Here is a 16874-nt window from a genome sequence, read left to right as displayed (position 1 = left end):
TTCGTTCGGGCGCTCGGCCCGTTTGCTGCGCGTGCCGCCAGGCACGCGGTTAAGTTTCGAGGCGCTCGATCTGCGCGCCCACTTCCGACGCGACCCGTTCGATGAACATCAGCTGGCGCACGGCTTCGGCGGCGGCCTGGTCGGCGGCGCTGTCGAGCAGCGTGCCGAGGCGCTCGAGGCGCACGCGTTTTTCGTCGCGCAGTTCGGCGAGCAGCGCATCGAGCGCGTCGACGTTGCGGGCGGCCGCGGCATCCTCGATGCCTTCGCGCCACTCCATCTGCTGCATCAGGAACGCGGGCTCCATCGCGGTATTGTTTTCGGCACCGATATCGACACCGCGCAGCGACAGCAGATAGGTCGCGCGCTTCAGCGGATCGCGCAGCGTGCGGTAGGCTTCGTTCGCACGGGTCGCCCATTGCATCGCGATGCGCTTTTGCGCGTCGCCGGCCGCCGCGAAGCGGTCCGGATGGACCTGCGTCTGCACCGTGCGATATGCGCTGTCGAGCGCAGCCTCGTCGAGCGCGAATTGCGCCGGCAGGTGAAACAGATCGAAGTGGCTGTCTTTCAGCGAAACCATCGTCGCGTTCAATTCCGGTTCGTCGCGCGGCAAACGCCGCACATTAAAAAGGCGGCTCGTGCCGCCTCTTGCCCGCATCGCGCGGATACCCGCGTCACACGCGGAACGATTCGCCGCAACCGCACTCGTCCTTCACGTTCGGGTTGTTGAACTTGAACCCTTCGTTCAGGCCTTCGCGTGCGAAGTCGAGCTCGGTGCCGTCGATGTACGCGAGGCTCTTCGGGTCGACGACGACCTTCACGCCATGGCTCTCGAACACCTGATCCTCGGGGGCCAGCTCGTCGACATACTCGAGCTTGTACGCGAGCCCCGAGCACCCGGTCGTGCGAACGCCAAGCCGCAGGCCCACACCCTTGCCGCGACGGACGAGGTATTTCTGGACGTGCTGTGCTGCTTTTTCGGTCAGTGTAATTGCCATGATGTCCTTGCCGCGGCGCGCCACCCGGGCCCGCCGCGTTCCTTCACAAGCCGCTCGATGCCGCTCAGGCCGCTGCCTGATCGCCTTCCTTCGTGTCGTGGCGCTTCTTGTAGTCGGCCACGGCTGCCTTGATCGCGTCTTCCGCGAGAATCGAGCAGTGAATCTTCACCGGCGGCAGGGCCAGCTCTTCGGCGATCTGCGTGTTCTTGATCGACAGCGCCTCGTCGAGGGTCTTGCCCTTCACCCATTCGGTCACGAGCGAGCTCGACGCGATCGCCGAACCGCAGCCGTACGTCTTGAACTTCGCGTCTTCGATCACGCCGTCCGCGCCGACGCGGATCTGCAGCTTCATCACGTCGCCGCAGGCCGGCGCGCCGACCATGCCCGTGCCGACCGCGTCGTCGTCTTTCGCGAACGAACCGACGTTACGCGGGTTTTCGTAGTGATCCAGAACCTTGTTGCTGTATGACATGACTCAGACTCCTTGACTCGTTACGTCTGCGTGCGCAAATCCGCCCGCGAATGTATTCAATGCGGTGTTCAGTGTGCGGCCCATTCGATCGTCGACAGATCGATGCCTTCCTGGTGCATTTCCCAGAGCGGCGACAGTTCGCGCAGCTTTGCGATCTTGCTGTTCAGCAGTGCGATCACGAAGTCGACGTCCTGCTCCGTCGTGAAGCGGCCGACCGTGAAGCGGATCGAGCTGTGCGCGAGTTCGTCGTTGCGGCCGAGTGCACGCAGCACGTACGACGGCTCCAGCGACGCCGACGTGCACGCCGAGCCCGACGACACCGCGACGTCCTTGATCGCCATGATCAGCGACTCGCCTTCGACGAAGTTGAAGCTGATGTTCAGGTTGTGCGGGACACGGTGCTCCATGTCGCCGTTCACGTACGTTTCCTCGATCTGCGACAGGCCGCGCAGCAGCTTGTCGCGCAGCATGCGGATGCGCTCGTTCTCGGTCGCCATTTCTTCACGCGCGATGCGGAACGCTTCGCCCATGCCGACGATCTGGTGCGTCGCCAGCGTGCCCGAACGCATGCCGCGCTCGTGGCCGCCGCCGTGCATCTGCGCTTCGATGCGCACGCGCGGCTTGCGGCGCACGTACAGCGCGCCGATGCCCTTCGGGCCGTAGGTCTTGTGCGCCGAGAACGACATCAGGTCGACCTTCAGCTTCGCGAGGTCGATCTCGACCTTGCCGGTCGACTGTGCGGCGTCGACGTGGAACACGATGCCCTTCTCGCGGCAGATCTCGCCGATCGTCTCGATGTCCTGGATCACGCCGATCTCGTTGTTCACGTGCATGACCGATACGAGGATCGTGTCCGGGCGCAGCGCGGCCTTGAACACGTCGAGGTCGATCAGGCCGTCTTCCTTCACGTCGAGATAGGTGACTTCGAAGCCGTCGCGCTCGAGCTCGCGGCAGGTGTCCAGCACGGCCTTGTGCTCGGTCTTCACCGTGACGATGTGCTTGCCCTTGCCCTTGTAGAAGTTCGCGGCGCCCTTGATGGCGAGGTTGTCCGATTCCGTCGCGCCGGACGTCCAGATGATCTCGCGCGGATCCGCGTTCACGAGCGCGGCCACCTGCTCGCGCGCTTCCTCGACCGCGCGTTCCGCGTCCCAGCCGTATGCGTGGCTGCGCGACGCCGGGTTGCCGAACTGCTCGCGCAGATACGGCACCATCTTGTCGACCACGCGCGGGTCGACCGGCGTCGTCGCGCTGTAATCCATATAGATGGGCAGGTGGAGAGTCTCTTGGGTCATCTGTCGCTCCGGGAATTCTGTGCAGGGACTATGTGCGTTATGGGGTGTGCGGCGCGTTCGCGCTCACGAACTCGCGATGTTGAACACCGAATTGGGACCGAGCGGCATCGTGCGCACCGGTTCGGCCGGCGCCGCGACGGGCTCCGGCGTGCGCCGGTCGCGCAGCACCGCGGGTGCGCCCTCGCGTGCGCGCTGCTGATCGACGAGATCCTGCAGCGATACCGAATCGAGGTATTCGACCATTTTCTGGTTCAGGGTCGACCACAGCTCGTGCGTCATGCAATGGCCGTCGGGCTGCTTCGAGCCGTCGCACGTGCCTTTGCCGCCGCACTGCGTGGCGTCGAGCGGTTCATCGACCGCGATGATGATGTCGGCGACGGTGACGTCCTGCGCGCGGCGCGCGAGGTTGTAGCCGCCGCCCGGGCCGCGCACGGATTCGACGATTTCATGCCTGCGCAGCTTGCCGAACAGCTGTTCGAGATACGAGAGCGAAATCCGCTGGCGCTGGCTGATGCCTGCAAGCGTCACCGGGCCCTGCTCCTGGCGCAGTGCCAAGTCAATCATCGCCGTGACGGCGAAACGGCCTTTGGTGGTGAGTCTCATGGTGTCTAGGGGACTGCAATCTTGACGATTTTGGTCAAGTATAAATATTTGACGATTTTAGTCAAGTATCCATGTCTTCGACAGGGTATTCGCAAATCACTGAATACGCCCCGCCGCGATCAGCGTGCGGCGCCGCGCTGGAGGGTGTCCAGCAGGCCCGCGCACGCGCGCTCGACCTGGTCGAGCACCTGTTCGAAGCCCTGCGCGCCACCGAAATAAGGATCCGCCACTTCGGTCTCGGTCGCGCCCGGCGCGAATTCCATCAGGAGGCGCACCTTGTCGCGATGCTCGGGCGGGCAGCGCCGCCGCAATTCCGCGAAATTGGCTTCATCCATCGCCAGCAGCAGATCGAACCGCTCGAAATCCACCGCGCTCACCTGCCGCGCCCGCAGCGCCGACAGGTCGTAGCCGCGGGTGCGGGCCGCCGCCTGCGCACGCGTGTCGGGCGGCTCGCCGACGTGCCAGTCGCCGGTCCCGGCCGAGTCGATCGCGATCCGGTCGGCCAGCCCGGCCGCATCGACCTGGTGGCGCATCACGCCTTCGGCCGTGGGCGAACGGCAGATGTTGCCGAGACAGACGAAACAGATCGCAACGCGGGTCATCGCACTATCGAAAAGCCGCGGCGAACCGCGCGGAAGAAGAACGCGCCATTATACAAAGGCGCCCGGAATCGCGCCGCCGCGCAAAGCGACGGCGGCGTGCCTTACAGCGCCTTGGGTGCGGCGAGCACGACGTCGCCGGATACGGTCGGCAACGGCTTCGCCGCGTCGCCGACCAGCCCGAACGACACCGCGCGCGCGAGCTCGGCCGATGCCTGATGAACGGCGAGCGGGCCACGCGACGGCGCGTCGGCCATCGCGTGCAGATAAGCGACCGCGGCGAGCGGAACGACGATTGCCAGCGGCCAGTACATCGATATTGTCTTTCTCATGATGCGGCTCCTTGACCTCATGCCCCGAAACCCGATTCCGGGGACTACAGGCAGGATTCTATAGGCCGCACCTATCGAGATAAATACATGAATAGCGAACGCACTGTTGTCGCTCGATGAACAGTCGTCAGCCGAGGTGGCTTTGCGATGCCGCGTACAGTTCGCGGAAAGTGCGTCCGGTCGGCGTCGGCATGTCGCGCGTGTCCATCCAGCCGCCCATCATCGGCAGGCGCCGCAGCGTGCCGCCATTGCCGCCCAGCCGCTCGAGGATGCGCACCGCGAGCTTGGTCGTGAGCGCGTACAGCATCGGCCGGCGCGCGACAAAGCCCCACGCGGCGAGCGCGGCGCGCTCGCGCCACGGCCGCAGATGCCGCTCGACCTGTTTCTCGCGCAACGTGCGCAGCAAGTGCGACAACGGGATCCCGGCCGGGCACACGCTGTCGCATTCGCCGCACAGCGTCGCGGCCTGCGGCAGGTCGAGCGCTCGATCGAGCCCCACGTAGCTCGGCGTCAGCACCGAGCCCATCGGGCCCGGATAGACCCATCCGTACGCGTGCCCGCCGACCTTCTGATATACCGGGCAGTGGTTCATGCATGCGCCGCAGCGGATGCAGCGCAGCATCTCCTGGAACTGGCCGCCGATCAGTCCCGTGCGGCCGCCGTCGACGAGCACCACGTAGTTGTGCTCCGGACCGTCCTCGTCGCCGGGGCCGCGTGGCCCGGTGAGCAGCGAGAAATAGTTCGAGGTCTTCTGCCCGGTCGCCGAGCGCGGCAGCAGACGCATCGCGGTCGCGAGATCCTCGAGCGTCGGCAGCACCTTCTCGATGCCCGTCACCGCGACATGCACGCGCGGCATCACCGTGCACATCCCTTCGTTGCCTTCGTTCGTGACGACCGCGACCGACCCCGTCTCGGCGATCACGAAATTGCCGCCCGTCACCCCCATGTCGGCCGACAGGAAATGCGGACGCAGCACCTCACGCGCCTCCCGCGTCATGTCGGGGATCTCGGTCAGCCGCTCGCGGTGGTGCGTGCGCGCGAACAGGTCCGCAATCTCGTCCTTGTCCTTGTGCACGACGGGCGCGATGATGTGGCTCGGCGGCTCGTTGTCGTTGATCTGCAGGATGTATTCGCCGAGGTCGGTCTCGATCGACTGCACGCCCATCTCGGCGAGCACCGCGTTCAGGCGCATTTCCTCGGACACCATCGACTTCGTCTTGATGACCTTCTTCACGTCGTGGCGTCGCGCGATGTCGGCGACGAGCCGCGCGGCGTCGGCGGTCGTTTCCGCGAACAGCACCGTCGTGCCGCGCCGCGTCGCCTCGCGTTCGAACGCCTCGAGCCATACGTCGAGATTCTCCAGCGCACGGTCGCGGCGCGCCTTCAGCGCGGCGCGCGTCGCTTGGAAGTCGATCGCGGTCATCGCGTCGGCGCGTGCGGACACGAACTTCGTCGACAGCTTCTTCAGGTTCTGCTGCAGGCGCTGGTCGGCCAGCTTCTGGCCGGCGCGGGCCTTGAAATGCATCGATTGGACTTGCATCGCGGTATCGGGGAAAAGTGAGCGGAACCGGGCGTCAGACGTCGCCCGCCAGCACCTGCGCGACGTGCAGCACGCGCGTGTCGCGGTCGCCCGTGCGGCGCAACCGCCCTTCGATGTTCAGCATGCAGCCGAGATCGCCGAGCACGACGGCGCCCGCGCCGGATGCGCGCACGTTCGCGCATTTCTCGTCCGCGATGGCCGCCGAAATGTCGCCGTACTTGACCGCGAACGTGCCGCCGAAGCCGCAGCAGTGCTCGCAGTCCTTCATCTCGGTGACGGCCACGCCGCGCTGCGCGAGCAACGCGCGCGGCTGCGCCTTCACGCCGAGCTCGCGCAGGCCCGAGCACGAGTCGTGATAGGTGACGGGCCCCGTGAATTCGCCGGGCGCGAGCGTCACCTTCGCGACGTTCGCGAGGAAATCGGTCAGTTCATAGACTTTCTGCTGAAATCGCGCATAGCGCCCCATCAGTTCGGGGTCGTCGCGGAACAGGTCGCCGTAGTGCGTGCGGATCATGCCGCCGCACGAGCCCGACGGCGCGACGACGTAGTCGAACTGCTCGAACTCGCGCAGCGTCTTTTCGGCGAGATCGCGCGCGAGCGCGCGGTCGCCCGAGTTGTAGGCCGGCTGGCCGCAGCAGGTTTGCGCGGGCGGCACGAACACCTCGTAGCCGGCTTCGCGAATCAGTTTCAGCGCGGAAAAACCGATTTCCGGACGCATCAGGTCGACCAGGCAGGTCACGAACAAACCGACTCGCATATGCGCTCCTTCGAGAAAACGGCTCTCATTATCCGCCGTTTGGCCGGCAAGACCAACGCCGGCGCGCGCGCAAGCACGCACGGCCGGAAACGAGGACTTCCTCGAACGGCGTTCGCTTTTTTCACGATACGAGATACAATCGACGCAACCACCGCTTGATGCGTCAACCGATTCTCCCCCCGACATGAGCCAACCCACCCCGGATTCCAAAACGTCGATCCAGGTGATCGAACGCATGATGCGGCTGCTGGACGCGCTCGCCGCGCACAGCGACCCCGTCAGCCTGAAGGAGCTTGCGCAGCGCACCGAGCTGCATCCGTCCACCGCGCACCGCATCCTCAACGACATGGTGACCTGCCGCCTCGTCGACCGCTCCGACCCCGGCACCTACCGGCTCGGCATGCGGCTGCTCGAGCTCGGCAACCTCGTGAAGGCGCGCCTGTCGGTACGCGACGCCGCGCTGATGCCGATGCGCGAACTGCACCGCCTGACCGGCCAGACCGTAAACCTGTCGGTACGCCAGGGCGACGAAATCGTCTATATCGAGCGCGCGTATTCGGAGCGCTCGGGGATGCAGGTCGTCCGCGCGATCGGCGGCCGCGCGCCGCTGCACCTGACGTCGGTCGGCAAGCTGTTTCTCGCAGTCGACGAAACGTCGCGCGTGCGCGCCTACGCGACGCGCACCGGGCTGTCCGGCCATACGCAGAACAGCATTACCGACATCGCGAAGCTCGAGCGCGAACTGACGCTCGTGCGCCAGCAATCGTGCGCGCGTGACAACGAGGAACTGGAGCTGGGCGTGCGCTGTATCGCGGCCGGCATCTACGACGACTCGGGCAAGCTCGTCGCGGGCCTCTCGCTGTCGGCACCGGCCGATCGCCTGCAGGACGCGTGGCTCGGCCAGTTGAGCCGCACCGCCCTCACCATTTCGGAATCGCTCGGCTATCGGCCGGAGCCCGCGAAGGACGCCGAAGGGCTGCAACGGCACGCATGACCCGCACCGCCCGCCGCACGGCGGCCGGACGAAAAAAAGCCCCGCGATTGCGGGGCTTTTTCTTTGCGGCGACGGTACGGCGGCGAACCGCCGTGGCGCGATCAGGTGCCGCCGCTCGCCGTGTTGGCCGCCGTCAGGCGCTCGCCGCCGCCGGCGTCGAGCCAGTTGCGCAGGCGCGCCGCGTCGGCGAAACGCGAATACTTGCCGAACGAATCCAGCAGCACCATCACCATCGGCCGGCCGTGGATCGTCGCCTGCATCACGAGACATTCGCCTGCCTCGTTGATGAAGCCCGTTTTCTGCAGGCCGATGTCCCACGAGCCGTTGCCGCGGATCAGCGCGTTCGTGCTGTTGTAGACCAGGTTGCGCTTGCCCGTATTGACGTCGTACGTGCGATCGGTCGAGAACTGGCGAATCATCGGGTACTGGTACGCCGCGTTGACCATCTTGACGAGGTCGCGCGCGCTCGACACGTTCGAGCTCGACAGACCCGTCGAATTCTCGAAGTGCGTGTCGTTCATGCCGAGCGACTTCGCCTTCGCGTTCATCGCGGCGATGAATGCCGGACGGCCACCCGGGTAGTAGCGCGACAGCGCGGCAGCGGCACGGTTTTCCGACGCCATCAGCGCGATGTGGAGCATGTCCTCGCGCGACAGGACCGAGCCGACCGACAGGCGCGAGCCCGTGCCCTTCTCGTAGTCGCGGTCTTCGTCGGTGACTTCGAGCTGGTCGGTCATCGGCGATTTCGCGTCGAGCACGACCATCGCCGTCATCAGCTTCGAGATCGACGCGATCGGCACGACGGCGTGCGAATTCTTGTCGAACAGCGGCTCGCCGGTGTTCTGGTCGACGACGTACGCGACGCTCGAGCGCAGCGCGAGCGCGTCCGGCGTGTCGTGCAGGCCGAATGCCTGACCGACCGTCGGGCGACGCGGCTGGAACGCGACCTTGCGCACCGCACCGCGGTGGCCGTGCACGTTCGACGCGAGCGTCGCGCGCTTGCGCGTTGCCTTCGGCGCATCGGCCGACGCGACGTTGGCGGATTTCGCGGAGGCGGCCTTCACCGTCTTCTTCTTCGCCGAAGAAGTGGAAGCGGCTTTCTTGGCGGCCTGGTGTGTCTTCGCAGTGGCGGCAAAGGCGTCAGCGGGTGCGACGGACGCAGCGGTCGCCAGCAAGGCGACGGCGACCGACACAGCCGTGCCGAGCGTCATGCTCTGCAACAATCTGCGCGGTGAAAACGATTCGGCTTTCATTGGGGTCTGGACAAAGCGGGCGGGAGTTTCCGCAAGTGTAGTTAAAGCTGAAAAAAAGAGCAATATTAGGCACTTACCGATCGTCGTTAAACCGGAATGTAAGAGTTGACCAACGACGAGTCGATCAACCCTCCCGCTCCCATCGAAAAAATTGATGAGATGCGCTGCCCGACAGCACCCGTCTCCCGATTACCACACGGTTAATTGAGATAACGTCACTTTGGCGACGAATTAAAGCGGGGAAAGTACGTACCCGGCGCTCGGTGTGCCTGCGGCACCGGTGTCGACCGCGGCGGCGGCACATCGCCACGGCACGCGCAGTGAAACGGCGCGCTTTTCGACAGGAACAGAAGCATAACGTTCCACATGCCTGTCAGGTTTACCTGTGCATGATCATGGTGCGCCGCGCCTTCCCCGGCCCGGTGCGCACCATGTGGGATCACGTCTGAAACCGATTCCGGATGGGCCTGATAACTCGTTGTTTTATCGATAATTTGTCGCGATTGTGCAACGCACAAAAAGTACTTGACAAGCGTTTTCTCTGCCCTAAAATACGACTCATTGCTGCGTTGCACAAAGCACGCGCATCCGTGGTTCCCCAGCGTAGTGCCCCTTACCCTGCGATCGACGCGATCGCTTTTCAGGAGCTTGACATGTCCTTGCTGACCCCCGAGCAAATCGCCGCCGCACAGAAAGCCAACCTCGAAAGCCTGTTCGGTCTGACGACCAAGGCGTTCGAAGGCGTCGAAAAGCTGATCGAACTCAACCTGCAGGTCGTGAAGTCGTCGCTGGCGGAAAGCCAGGAAAACGCGCAGCGCCTGCTGTCGGTGAAGGACGCGCAGGAACTGATCGCGCTGCAAGCGAGCCTGTCGCAGCCGGTCGCGGAAAAGGTGCTGTCGTACAGCCGTCACCTGTATGAAATCGCGTCGTCGACGCAAGCCGAGTTCGCGAAGGTTGCCGAAGCGCAATTCGAAGAGCAGAACAAGAAGGTCCAGGCGCTCGTCGACAACGTCGCGAAGAACGCCCCGGCCGGTTCGGAAACGGCTGTCGCCGCCCTGAAGTCGGCACTGAACGCAGCGAACACGACGTACGAAACGGTCCAGAAGGCTGCCAAGCAAGCCGTCGAGATCGCCGAAACGAACTTCAACGCGGCTGCCGCTGTCGCGACGAAGGCTGCGAGCGCTGCTGCATCGCGCCGTTCGAGCAAGCCGGCCGCGTAAGCGCCCCCTGCTCCTGAAGAAGCCGCGCACTGCGCGGCTTTTTTTCGTTTCCGGCGTCGGAACATCCGGGCATCCGGTCGTCGCCGGCGCGTTGGGGCACTGCCGTCGGCTGCAGGCAAAAGAAAACGCCGCCGTCCGGATATCCCGGGCGGCGGCGTTTTTTCGTGGCCGGCACAAGGCCGGCCATGCCGGTCGCGTTACTTCTTGCGTTGCGGCGGCAGGTCCGTGCACACGCCTTCGTACAGCTCGGCGGCCATGCCGACCGATTCGCCGAGCGTCGGGTGCGGATGGATCGTCTTGCCGATGTCTTCCGCGTCCGCGCCCATCTCGACGGCGAGGCACACTTCGCTGATCAGGTCGCCCGCGTTCAGGCCGACGATACCGCCGCCGATCACGCGATGGGTTTCCTCGTCGAAGATCAGCTTCGTGAAGCCTTCGTCGCGGCCGTTCGCGATCGCGCGGCCCGATGCGGCCCACGGGAACACGGCCTTGCCGTACTTGATGCCTTCGGCCTTGCACTGGTCTTCCGTCTTGCCGGCCCAGGCCACTTCCGGATCCGTGTACGCCACCGACGGGATCTGCAGCGCGTCGAAGTACGCCTTCTCGCCGTGCGCGGCTTCCGCTGCGACGTGGCCTTCATGCACGGCCTTGTGCGCGAGCATCGGCTGACCGACGATGTCGCCGATCGCGAAGATGTGCGGGACGTTCGTGCGCATCTGCTTGTCGACGTCGATGAAGCCGCGGTCGGTGACCGCGACGCCGGCCTTGTCGGCACCGATCTTCTTGCCGTTCGGGCTGCGGCCCACCGCGACGAGCACGAGGTCGTAGCGCTGCGCTTCCGCCGGCGCCTTCTCGCCCTCGAACTTCACGTAGATGCCGTCTTCCTTCGCTTCCGCGCCGACCGTCTTGGTCTTCAGCATCACGTTGCCGAAGCGCTTCGCGTTGTACTTTTCCCAGACCTTCACGAGATCGCGGTCCGCGCCCATCATCAGGCCGTCCATCATTTCGACGACGTCGATCTCGGTGCCGAGCGTCGAGTACACCGTCGCCATTTCGAGGCCGATGATGCCACCGCCGATCACGAGCATGCGCTTGGGCAGTTGACGCAGTTCGAGCGCGCCCGTCGAATCGACGACGCGCGGGTCTTCCGGCATGAACGGCAGCTTCACTGCCTGCGAGCCGGCGGCGATGATCGCCTGCTTGAACTTGACGACCTTCTTGCCGTTTTCGCCCTGCACTTCCATGTGATACGGATCGACGAATGCGCCGACGCCGGTGACCACTTCGACCTTACGCGCCTTCGCCATGCCGGCGAGGCCCGTCGTCAGCTTCTTGACCACGCCGCCCTTGAAGTCGCGCAGCTTGTCGAGATCGACCTGCGGCTTGCCGAACGAGATGCCGTGCGCCGCGAGCGCTTCAGCTTCCTCGACGACGAGCGCCGTGTGCAGCAGTGCCTTCGACGGAATGCAACCGACGTTCAGGCAGACGCCGCCGAGCGTCGAGTAGCGTTCGACCAGCACCGTCTTCATGCCGAGGTCGGCTGCGCGGAACGCGGCCGAATAGCCGCCGGGGCCGGCGCCGAGCACGAGCATGTCGCACTCGATGTCGGCGGAGCCGCTGTAGCTGCCGGCTTGCGGCGCGGGTGCCGCAGCGGCGGCGGGCGCAGCGGCCGGAGCCGGTGCTGCGGCCTTAGCGGGTTCGGCTGCTTTCGCCGGAGCGGCGGCGCCTGCCGAAGCTTCGACGATGGCGATGACCGTGCCTTGCGAGACTTTCTCGCCGGCCTTGACCTTGACTTCCTTGACCGTGCCGGCGACGTCGCTGGGCACTTCCATGGAGGCCTTGTCCGATTCGAGCGTGATGAGCGTTTGCTCTTTTTCGATCACGTCGCCGGGTTTGACGTTGACTTCGATGACATCGACGCCGCTGAAATCGCCGATATCCGGAACCTTGACTTCGATGAGACTCATTACTGTCCCCTTCTTGATTAGCTGCAGACAGAGAGGGAGCCGCTCGCGGAAGAACTACGGCCTGACAAGAGAACGCACACTTGGGCAGGACCACCTTTGCCGTCCGCCCAAGGACGCGCCTTTCTTTTGGTTACTTTTCTTTGGAAGACAAAGAAAAGTGACCGCCGCCCCGCGCAGGGGCGACGCTAGCAGACCGTCAAGAAAGCCAGTTCAACGACAGGGCGTGGATCACCGAAAGAAAACCCACGCCCCGCGAGCCCGCTCCCCGCTCATCAAAGAATGATGCGACGGAAATCGGCAAGCAACGCACCGAGATACGCATTGAACCGCGCGGCTTCCGCGCCATCGATGACACGATGGTCATACGACAGCGACAGCGGCAGCGTCAGACGCGGCACGAACTGCTTGCCGTCCCACACCGGCTTCATCTGACCGCGCGACAACCCGAGGATCGCGACTTCCGGCGCGTTGATGATCGGCGTGAAGTTGGTGCCGCCGATGCCGCCGAGCGACGAGATCGAGAAGCAGCCACCCTGCATCTGGTCCGGCTTCAGCTTGCCGTCGCGCGCGGCCTTCGACAGCTCGGCCATTTCCTTAGCGATGTCGACGAGGCCCTTCTTGTCCGCGTCGCGGATCACCGGCACGACGAGACCATTCGGCGTGTCCGCGGCGAAACCGATGTGGTAGTACTGCTTGAACACCAGGTTGTCGCCGTCGAGGCTCGCGTTGAAGGTCGGGAACTTCTTCAGCGCCGCGACGACCGCCTTGATCACGAATGCGAGCATCGTGAACTTCACGCCGGCCTTCTCGTGCTCCTTGTTCAGCTGCACGCGCAGCGCTTCGAGCTCGGTGATGTCCGCTTCGTCGTTGTTCGTGACGTGCGGGATCATCACCCAGTTGCGATGCAGGTTCGCGCCCGAGATCTTCTTGATGCGCGACAGCGGCTTCGCCTCGAACGGGCCGAACTTCGCGAAGTCGACCTTCGGCCACGGCAGCAGGTTCAGCTCGCCGCCGCCTGCCGGCGCGGCTGCCGCGCCCGGCGCTGCGCGCTGGCCCGTCATCACGCCCTTCACGAAGCCCGTGATGTCGTCCTTCGTGATACGGCCCTTCGGACCGCTACCCTGCACGCGTGCGACTTCGACGCCGAGTTCGCGCGCGAACTTGCGCACGGACGGCGATGCGTGGCTCGCGCGATACTCGCCCGACGGTGCAGCGGCCGGCGCGGCAGCAGCCGGAGCCGGCGCGGCCTTCGCGGGGGCCGGTGCGGCGGCGGGTGCCGGCGCGGCAGCGGCCGGTGCCGGTGCGCTCGCTTGCGGCGCGGCGGCCGGCGCGGCGCCGGCGGCGTCGAGCAGCACGATCAGCGTGCCTTCCGACACCGAATCGCCCACCTTGACCTTGATTTCCTTCACGACGCCGGCGGCCGGGCTCGGCACGTCCATCGTCGCCTTGTCCGATTCGAGCGTGACGAGCGACTGCTCCTTCTCGACCGTGTCACCGACCTTCACGCCGATCTCGATCACCGGGACGTCCTTGTAATCGCCGATGTCGGGTACCTTCACCTCGAGCGTGCCGCCCGACGCAGCGGGAGCGGCAGCCGGCGCGGCTGCGGCCGGTGCCGGAGCTGCCGCCGGAGCCGGCGCTGCTGCCGGCGCGGCCGCACCGTTCACCTGCGCCGCGGCGCCACCTTCGAGCAGGATGATCAGCGAGCCTTCCGATACGGAATCACCCACCTTGATCTTCACTTCCTTGACCGTGCCGGCTGCCGGGCTCGGGACGTCCATCGTCGCCTTGTCCGACTCGAGCGTGACGAGCGACTGCTCGGGCTCGACCGTGTCGCCCACTTTCACGAGCACCTCGATGACGGGCACGTCCTTGTAATCGCCGATATCCGGCACCTTCACTTCGATCGCTTGACTCATCTTTTTGTGTCTCCATGGCCGCGCGCGCCCCTCCCGGAAGCGGCGCGCGGCATCACACGGCGCGTGTGCGTTAAACGGTCATCGGGTTGGGCTTCGACGGATCGAGGTTGTACTTGGCAATCGCGTCCGCGACCACCTTGCGCTCGATCGTGCCTTCGTCGGCCAGCGCGTTCAGCGCGGCGACGGTGACCCAGTGACGGTCGACTTCGAAGAAGTGACGCAGCTTCTCGCGTGTGTCCGAACGACCGAAGCCGTCCGTGCCCAGCACGACGAAGCGGCGATCGATCTGGCCGCGGATCTGGTCGACCAGCGCGCGCACGTAGTCGGTCGATGCGATGACCGGGCCTTGCGTGTCCTTCAGGCACTTCTGCACGTGCGACAGGCGACGCTCTTCGGTCGGATGGAGCAGATTCCAGCGCTCGATTTCGTGACCTTCACGCGCGAGTTCGGTGAAGCTCGGCACGCTCCACAGGTCGGCCGCGACGCCCCAGTCGTTCTTCAGCAGGTCGGCGGCGGCGATCACTTCGTTGAAGATCGTGCCCGCGCCGAGCAGCTGCACGCGCGGCGCCTTCTGGTCGGCGTCCGCCTTCCTGAACGCGTACATGCCCTTGATGATGTCGGCCGCCACGTGCTCGCCCTGCGGAATCGCCGGGTGCTCGTAGTTCTCGTTCATCACCGTGATGTAGTAGTACACGTCTTCCTGGTCCTGCACCATGCGGCGCAGACCGTCCTGGATGATCACCGCGAGTTCGTAGCCGAACGTCGGGTCGTAGCTCACGCAGTTCGGCACCGATGCCGCCCACAGGAGCGAGTGACCGTCTTCGTGCTGCAGGCCTTCGCCGTTCAGCGTCGTGCGGCCCGCGGTGCCGCCGAGCAGGAAGCCGCGCGAGCGCATGTCGCCCGCCGCCCATGCCAGGTCGCCGATCCGCTGGAAGCCGAACATCGAATAGAAGATGTAGAACGGCACCATGATCTCGCCGTGCGTCGAATACGACGTCGCCGCCGCGATCCAGTCGCACATGCCGCCCGCTTCGTTGATGCCTTCCTGCAGGATCTGGCCGGTTTCCGATTCCTTGTAGAACATCAGCTGGTCGGAATCTTCCGGCACGTACTTCTGGCCTTCCTGGTTCCAGATACCGATCTGGCGGAACAGGCCTTCCATGCCGAACGTACGCGATTCGTCCGGGACGATCGGCACGACGCGCTTGCCCAGCGCCTTGTCCTTCAGCAGGATGTTCAGGATCCGCACGAACGCCATCGTCGTCGAGATCTCGCGGCCTTCGCCCGTGCCCTTCAGCAGCGGCTCGAATGCGTCGAGCGCCGGCACCGGCAGCGACGTCGCCTTCTCGCGGCGATGCGGCAGGTAGCCGCCGAGGTCCATGCGCTTCTGGCGCATGTATTCGAGTTCCTTCGAACCTTCCTCGAACTTCAGGTACGGCACGTCGGCGATCTGCTCGTCGGTGATCGGCAGGCGGAACTGGTCACGGAACTTCTTCAGTTGCTCGACCGGCAGCTTCTTCTGCTGGTGCGTGATGTTCATCGCCTGGCCCGACTCGCCCATCCCGTAGCCTTTGATGGTCTTCGCGAGGATGACGGTCGGCGCGCCCTTCGTGTTGGTCGCTTCGTGGAATGCCGCGTAGATCTTGTGCGGATCGTGGCCGCCACGGTTCAGCGCCCAGATGTCGTCGTCCGACCAGTCGGCGACGAGCGCCTTCAGTTCAGGCGTGTTGAAGAAGTGCTCGCGTACGAACGCGCCCGACTCCGACTTGTACGTCTGGTATTCGCCGTCGACGACTTCCATCATGCGGCGCATCAGCGCGCCCGTCTTGTCGCGTGCGAACAGCGCATCCCAGCGGCTGCCCCAGATGACCTTGATCACGTTCCAGCCGGCGCCGCGGAATTCCGATTCCAGTTCCTGGATGATCTTGCCGTTGCCGCGCACCGGGCCGTCGAGACGCTGCAGGTTGCAGTTGATCACGAACACGAGGTTGTCGAGCTTCTCGCGGCTCGCCATGCCGATCGCGCCGAGCGATTCCGGCTCGTCCGTCTCGCCGTCGCCGAGGAACGCCCAGACCTTCCGGCCGGCGGTCTTCGCGATGCCGCGCGATTCCAGGTACTTCATGAAGCGTGCCTGGTAGATCGCCATGATCGGGCCGAGACCCATCGACACGGTCGGGAACTGCCAGAAGTCCGGCATCAGCCACGGGTGCGGGTACGACGAGATGCCCTTGCCGTCGACTTCCTGGCGGAAGCTGTCGAGCTGCTCTTCAGACAGGCGGCCGAGCAGGAACGCGCGCGAGTACACGCCCGGCGACGAGTGGCCCTGCACGAACACGAGATCGCCGCCGTGCTGGTCCGACGCCGCGTGCCAGAAGTGGTTGTAGCCGACGTCATAGAGCGTCGCGGCCGATGCGAACGACGCGATGTGGCCGCCGACGTTCGTGTCCTTGCCTGCGCGCAGCACCATCGCCAGCGCGTTCCAGCGCGTGTACGAACGGATGCGGTGCTCGACGTCCTGGTCGCCCGGAATCTTCGCCTGGGCTTCGACCGGGATCGTGTTGATGTACGGAGTGTTGGCGGAGAACGGCAGGTGTTCGCCGTGCATGCGGGCGAATTCGATCTGCTTTTCGATCAGGTAGTGCGCGCGGCCGGTGCCCACGGAGGAGATCACGCCGTCGAGCGACTCGAGCCATTCAACGGTTTCTTGCGGGTCGTCGTCACGATCGGCGGCGACATATTTCATCACTTCGTTCGGTACAGCGGACATTCTCGTCTCCTGGGTCCTGGAATGTGAGGATCGCTCTCGTGCAGACGACGCGACGCGGCCGGCTGCGGGCAAGCTCCGACGGATTGTAATGATCGTGTACGGCCACGCGCAACAAAATTTTCGAATTGTGAGATCTTTTCTCGCAATGCGGAATATTGCTGCGC

General features: G+C 65.0%; 15 protein-coding genes. 2 read left to right on the top strand and 13 right to left on the bottom strand.

From position 1 onward, the window contains the following. Positions 1-49 precede the first annotated feature (49 nt). The 9 genes from hscB to ACV22V_RS04055 all read right to left on the bottom strand — a co-directional run bounded on the left by hscB (position 50) and on the right by ACV22V_RS04055 (position 6590). Positions 50-577 carry a Fe-S protein assembly co-chaperone HscB gene (gene hscB, locus ACV22V_RS04095; RefSeq protein WP_034176899.1) on the bottom strand — a complete coding sequence of 176 codons (528 nt, stop codon included), beginning with the start codon at positions 575-577 and terminating at the stop codon, positions 50-52. A gap of 94 nt (positions 578-671) precedes the next feature. After that, entirely contained in the window at positions 672-995 is a 324-nt protein-coding gene (iscA, locus tag ACV22V_RS04090) for an iron-sulfur cluster assembly protein IscA (protein ID WP_011885413.1), read from the bottom strand. 64 nt (positions 996-1059) lie between these two features. Next, complete coding sequence (gene iscU / locus ACV22V_RS04085; RefSeq protein ID WP_009691729.1) at positions 1060-1467, bottom strand: Fe-S cluster assembly scaffold IscU; 408 nt, start codon at positions 1465-1467, stop codon at positions 1060-1062. A gap of 68 nt (positions 1468-1535) precedes the next feature. Beyond that, a complete protein-coding gene (locus tag ACV22V_RS04080; RefSeq protein ID WP_059535854.1) occupies positions 1536-2759 on the bottom strand; it encodes an IscS subfamily cysteine desulfurase in 1224 nt (407 codons plus the stop codon). Positions 2760-2822: 63 nt separating this feature from the next. Continuing rightward, positions 2823-3362, bottom strand: a complete 540-nt coding sequence (gene iscR / locus ACV22V_RS04075; protein WP_009691731.1) for a Fe-S cluster assembly transcriptional regulator IscR — start codon at positions 3360-3362, stop codon at positions 2823-2825. A gap of 119 nt (positions 3363-3481) precedes the next feature. Further along, complete coding sequence (locus ACV22V_RS04070; protein WP_223960126.1) at positions 3482-3964, bottom strand: low molecular weight protein-tyrosine-phosphatase; 483 nt, start codon at positions 3962-3964, stop codon at positions 3482-3484. Positions 3965-4065: 101 nt separating this feature from the next. Continuing rightward, positions 4066-4293, bottom strand: a complete 228-nt coding sequence (locus ACV22V_RS04065) for a hypothetical protein (protein WP_059535859.1) — start codon at positions 4291-4293, stop codon at positions 4066-4068. Between the two features lie 127 nt (positions 4294-4420). Beyond that, complete coding sequence (locus ACV22V_RS04060) at positions 4421-5833, bottom strand: lactate utilization protein B (protein ID WP_059535861.1); 1413 nt, start codon at positions 5831-5833, stop codon at positions 4421-4423. A 34-nt stretch (positions 5834-5867) separates the two neighbouring features. Continuing rightward, on the bottom strand, positions 5868-6590 hold the full coding sequence (locus ACV22V_RS04055; RefSeq protein WP_059535864.1) for a (Fe-S)-binding protein: 723 nt from the start codon (positions 6588-6590) through the stop codon (positions 5868-5870). Positions 6591-6774: 184 nt separating this feature from the next. Here ACV22V_RS04055 and ACV22V_RS04050 point away from each other — a divergent pair, with 184 nt between their 5' ends. Beyond that, positions 6775-7584: an IclR family transcriptional regulator gene (locus ACV22V_RS04050; RefSeq protein WP_059535866.1), complete on the top strand. Its 810-nt coding sequence runs from the start codon at positions 6775-6777 to the stop codon at positions 7582-7584. Between the two features lie 101 nt (positions 7585-7685). Here the strand turns inward: ACV22V_RS04050 and pbpG are convergent, their stop codons facing one another. Beyond that, the gene (gene pbpG / locus ACV22V_RS04045) at positions 7686-8837 is read right to left on the bottom strand and encodes a D-alanyl-D-alanine endopeptidase (protein WP_059535869.1); all 1152 of its coding nucleotides are present in this window, start codon (positions 8835-8837) and stop codon (positions 7686-7688) included. A 653-nt stretch (positions 8838-9490) separates the two neighbouring features. Between pbpG and ACV22V_RS04040 the strand changes: the two genes are divergently transcribed. After that, positions 9491-10057: a phasin family protein gene (locus tag ACV22V_RS04040; RefSeq protein WP_059450463.1), complete on the top strand. Its 567-nt coding sequence runs from the start codon at positions 9491-9493 to the stop codon at positions 10055-10057. Positions 10058-10254: 197 nt separating this feature from the next. On the opposite strand, the gene lpdA is transcribed toward ACV22V_RS04040, so the two are convergent. The 3 genes from lpdA to aceE all read right to left on the bottom strand — a co-directional run bounded on the left by lpdA (position 10255) and on the right by aceE (position 16710). Next, positions 10255-12024 carry a dihydrolipoyl dehydrogenase gene (gene lpdA, locus ACV22V_RS04035; protein ID WP_059535870.1) on the bottom strand — a complete coding sequence of 590 codons (1770 nt, stop codon included), beginning with the start codon at positions 12022-12024 and terminating at the stop codon, positions 10255-10257. Positions 12025-12296: 272 nt separating this feature from the next. Next, positions 12297-13943: a dihydrolipoyllysine-residue acetyltransferase gene (aceF, locus tag ACV22V_RS04030; protein WP_059535872.1), complete on the bottom strand. Its 1647-nt coding sequence runs from the start codon at positions 13941-13943 to the stop codon at positions 12297-12299. A gap of 70 nt (positions 13944-14013) precedes the next feature. Beyond that, a complete protein-coding gene (gene aceE / locus ACV22V_RS04025) occupies positions 14014-16710 on the bottom strand; it encodes a pyruvate dehydrogenase (acetyl-transferring), homodimeric type (RefSeq protein ID WP_448013100.1) in 2697 nt (898 codons plus the stop codon). Between the last annotated feature and the right edge of the window lie 164 nt (positions 16711-16874).

Source organism: Burkholderia sp. AW33-5, assembly GCF_053427615.1.
This window is presented reverse-complemented; position numbering and strand designations above follow the sequence as displayed.